The 4,534-nt window shown below is 64.0% G+C and carries 4 protein-coding genes; 1 reads left to right on the forward strand and 3 read right to left on the reverse strand.

The genetic code is table 11. From position 1 onward, the window contains the following. Positions 1–476 (forward strand): tetratricopeptide repeat protein (locus AC52Q4_RS15010; RefSeq protein WP_495537606.1); only part of this gene is annotated, 476 nt, incomplete at its 5' end. A 314-nt stretch (positions 477–790) separates the two neighbouring features. On the opposite strand, the gene AC52Q4_RS15015 is transcribed toward AC52Q4_RS15010, so the two are convergent. The 3 genes from AC52Q4_RS15015 to AC52Q4_RS15025 form a co-directional block, all read right to left on the reverse strand. Continuing rightward, positions 791–2,338, reverse strand: coding sequence for a lipopolysaccharide biosynthesis protein (locus tag AC52Q4_RS15015; protein ID WP_495537607.1), 1,548 nt, complete (start codon positions 2,336–2,338; stop codon positions 791–793). Between the two features lie 118 nt (positions 2,339–2,456). Then, the gene (locus AC52Q4_RS15020) at positions 2,457–3,410 is read right to left on the reverse strand and encodes a polysaccharide deacetylase family protein (protein WP_495537608.1); all 954 of its coding nucleotides are present in this window, start codon (positions 3,408–3,410) and stop codon (positions 2,457–2,459) included. A 2-nt stretch (positions 3,411–3,412) separates the two neighbouring features. Continuing rightward, on the reverse strand, positions 3,413–4,534 hold a 1,122-nt coding region (locus AC52Q4_RS15025; RefSeq protein WP_495537609.1), incomplete at its 5' end, for a phenylacetate--CoA ligase family protein.

Below are 4,534 nucleotides of genomic sequence, written 5' to 3' on the forward strand. Positions count from 1 at the left end.
AGCTGTTGCATAACGTTGAGAAGTACCATCTGCCGAAAGCACGCCGACAGATGCAAAGCGAGGGCACATTGCACTTCGCGATGGCCGACGTGAAGTTCGTGCTCGCCTACTTTCCGAATCACCCGAAAGCGCTCCAGCTGGTCTCGGAGATCGCGCGCAAACAAGGGGCGCCAAAATCCGCGGACCAATATTATGTACGCGCGCTTCAGCTCTTCGGTGACTCCAGCATGACCGAGCTTCTGTATGGCCTGCATCTGCATCGTACCGGCCGCGTGGATCAGGCCATCGAGGCCTACCATAAGGCGATCGACTTGGGTCCGAAGAACGCGAACGCCTATTACAACCTCGGCCTTGCCCTGTTGAAGCAAGGCAAGTTCGACGAGGCCAAGGAAGCCGCCGAGCACGCCTACTCGCTCGGTCACCCCCTTCCGGGTCTGCGGGAAATGCTTGCCGAACACGCCCGGAAAAAAAAGTAACCGCCGAGCCGTCGCGGAGGCCCAAGTACGGATTGGCCTTGCTCGCACGCTGCGCCAGGGCAGCACGTTCCCCCCAGAGAGGATCCAATCCCGCATGGTGGCTTCGCTTGAGCCACGGCGGGCGAATTCCCACGAGGCAACCAACCCGCGCCATACTGCCAGGCGAATGGCGGGAGCCGACAGCCGATGCGCGAGGACGCTCGATAGCGTCCAGCCAGATGTCACACTGCTCGGAATGCCTCCGGGGCGGCGTCCCCAGATTTCGTATCCCGCCAGCGACCATGCCCCGCTCCAAACCATATCCTTGTTCGGCTTCATCGCGCGTTGCTGCGCCAGGTCAGCCGCCTCGAACCCATGACAATGACGTGTGACGCACTTTGGAGCAAACCCAAAGCAATGCGTCGAAGCTCGGCGACCTCTGGCTTATGCCAGAGCAGCGGGAGCGACAACGCGGCGATCGCAAGCCCAGCGGCCACGGCACCCCAAAACGCGAGCCCGAGCGAATCGGTTTGCCCGCGTATCATCTCCAGCGTTAGCCGGGCACCAACAAAGATGGCTGCCGCAAACGTCAACGCCCCCGAGGTCGCGCGCAGGAGTGGCCGGATCCCGAGTCCGGCGGCCCCAAGCACGATCGATGCGCTCAGCAGATTCCAGATCAACGTGGACGCGGCAACCGCACAAGCCACGCCATTCAGCCCCCAGCTGGCACCCATCCAGACGGCAATTGAAGACAGAAACAAGCGAAATATGCCTAACCGCCATAAAAGATCGGGGCGACCAATAGCTTGTGCCACCGGCACGGTCACGCTGTCGATCGTACGCGCCATGGCGGCAATACTCAGCAGCGTCATCGGGAAAATCGCGGCGAGCCACTGCTCGCCGAGATAAAGGGGCACGAAAACGGGCGCCACCGCCCCGATGCCCGCCAGTGGCGGCCACAGCGCCAACGATGTCAGCGCGTAGACTCTGCATACCGCGCGCTCCAGCCGCGCGCGATTCTCTTGTATGCGGCTGTAGGCTGGAAACAGCAGACGCCGGAGCACCTTGACGAACCCCTCGCGCGCCAGGGTGGGCGGCATGGAGGCCAAATCGAAGACTCCGAGCAGCTCCGGTCCGAGTCGCATGCCCACGATGGCGACATCCACGCGCATCGCCATGCGGCTAACGATGTTCGACAAGAACAGGTGACGCCCGTACTGAAACAAACCGAGGAAAACAGGCACCGAGTAACGCAACCGAGGCCGCCACCCTACGATAAGCCAACGCCCCGCAATAGTGGTCAGCAATGCCGAAAACCCCGCCACGGCCAGCGCCCAGAAGCCGAATCCGGAGAATGCCAGGCTCAACGCCACCACCGACCGAACCACTACGGCGCACAGCTCGATGCGAGCAAGCTGAGAGAAGGCCATTGCCCGCACCATGAGCGCATTGTGGACGGAGCTCCCCGCGCCTACCACGAAGTTCAAAGCGCTCAACAGCAGCAAGTCGGAAAGCGCCGGCGTCTCCAGGAAACGTGCAACCAGTGGCGCGCTGAGCGCCACCATCGCTCCAATCGCGGTGCCGATCACCACCTGCGTCCAATACGCCGTGTCCAGCTCGATGCGGCGAATACGCCGGCGCTGAATCAGCGCTCCATGAAATCCGGTCTCGCCAAAGATTCCGGCGAATTCCCCGACCAACGCCGCGAGCGCCACGATGCCGTAGTCGTGGGGATCCAGGATACGAGCCAGTATCGGTGTAAGAGACGCCGTTGCCAGTATGCGCATGAATATCGGCAAGGAGGTCCACGCCGCACCGCGGGATAATTGGCCGCCGAGCCCGGCCGTACGAGGCCGGAATGCTGCCATCAGCACGGGCCCCATCAGGGCACCTCCCGCAGAGGAACGCTTGACTCAGCGCGCTTGCATAACCGGTCGCGAACCACACGGAGCGCGAATGCCGGCGATGAAACCCGGTAAGCGTTGGAAAGGCGCGGCATGGTCATGGCGTCACTACGCGTGCGCCGTTGCCATCGCGGAGCTTCAGCCGATCACAGCCACGTCGATAAGCGAGCCGCAGGCAGAATTTAAAACGGCTCCGATCCCAAGGGGTAAACCTCGGGAGTTGCCAAGGATCGGCGCGTTTAGTGGCGGTACCCCAGGCCGTGCTCAGCGCCGCCGTAAAACCCGCCTCGCGGACCATGGCGACGTGACGAGCGTCGTAGTCGCGACCCGGCACCCCGTTGGGGTAGGCGAAAAGGTCCACTGCCTGATCGCTCATTGATTGAAGCTGATAGCGGCTCTCCTCTATCTCGCGCCGGGCCGTGACGTCATCAAGCAAGGTCAATATGGGGTGCGAGCGTGTGTGCGCACCAAGCGTCATGCCAGCCTCCGCCAGCGCGCGCACCCCACTGGCGTCCATCATCAGCGAAGGGGTCGGCCGCCCCACGATTCGTTCCAACCGCGATGCCATGGCCTCGCGGCGATCCGAGGCCTGGTACTTCGCATGCTGCACGAGGCAACCGAGCAGCTCCCGTCGACCGGTGATGTTGCTCGGTCCCGTGACGGCACCGACGCCATACTCGGCCAGATCGACGCGGGCGCCGTGCGGCAGCCTGCGCGTCGCCTCGATGATGCGGTCATTCCACATCACGCCGCCGTCGAGATAGCCCGTGGCTATAAAGAACGTCGCCGGCAGGCCGAGGCGTAAAAGAATCGGCAAGGCGACATCCACGTTATCCCGATACCCATCATCGAAAGTGATCGCCAACGCGCGCCCCGGAAGGCGGCCTTCGCGCAGCCTCTGCACGGCCTCCTCGAGTGGCAGGATACGGAAAAAACGCGCCAGCGCGCGCATGTGTGCCTCGAAGCGCTCGGCGTCCGGGATGCCCGGCTGCAGCGGGTCCGGCTCCGCGAGCACACGGTGATAAATCAGTATGGAAAGCTGCCCTGCCACGCTCAGCAAACACCCCCGTCGAGTGGCTCCGCCACGCGGTGGCCGGACGACACGCGGCTTACCACGTAGCGGTATTTTCCAGAACGCTCCGGCGGTATGTCGGTGACAGGCACGACGTCGACGTGCACGGTTTCACCCAGGCGCTGCCGCAGCCCGGTACGAATGCGCCGCGCCACCGCCTCCCCCCATCGAGCGTCCGGCACCACTTCCACGCGAGTGTAGCTGCGGCTCTCCTGCACAATGCGGAAACGATGCACCCCCATTTGATCGCGAACGGCATAAATCAACGCGAGCCCGTGCATGACGGTACCGTCGGCCGCCACCACGAAGTCCGTATCCCGCCCCTGAATTTCTCGCAGGAGCGGCAAACCCCGCCCACACGCGCAGCGGCTCTCATCGAGCACCCCGACGTCGCCGGTTCGGTAGCGGATAAACGGAAAGTCCGCAGTCGCCAGGTGGGTCACGATCAGCTCACCCGGCTCACCGGGGCGGCTGGGACGCGCCTTGCTGTCGAGCGATTCCACGATGATGTCCTCGGCGGACACATGCAGGCCACCGACCGGGCACTCATGAGCGATAAAGCCGGCATCCCGGCCGCCGTAACCATTAGCCACCGCGCAACCGAAGACCTGCCCAATCAACGCGCGCTGCTCCTCATAGAGCTTTTCCCCGGTTACAAAGGCCACCCGGATGCCCGCATGCACTTCCATACGTCGCTGGAGCGCGCGGGCAGCCACTAACGCGAGCGCCGAGGGGTCACCGAAGAGCATGCGCGGGCGTGTGCGGCGACTGGTCTCCAGAACGCCGTCCATATTCGCCTCGCACAAGGCGAAGGCGCGCAACAGTCGGGAGCGCAGCAACCGGTCCCGCAATCCTTTCAGCCGATCCTGCGCGCCGAGCTCCAGCGGCGAGCCCCAGAGAACGATTTCGGGGTCACCGATGTCCACCCCCCACCACCGGGTGGCCCGCCACTTGGCGGCCACGTCGTGGGAAACCCGCTCCGGCGAGACCCGAAAGACCAGCGGCTCGCCCGTGGAGCCACCGGTGTTGAAGTCGCGCAGCCGGCGCGCGTCCTGCGCCGTTAACCCATCCCCCACAGAGCGGATGGTTGCCTTGTCGAGCAG

This window comes from Nitrococcus sp. (assembly GCF_059432795.1).

Excerpts from the sequence above, each read along its gene's own strand:
- AC52Q4_RS15015 (WP_495537607.1), bottom strand. The coding sequence starts at position 2,338 with ATGGGGCCCGTGCTGATGGCAGCATTCCGGCCTCGTACGGCCGGGCTC.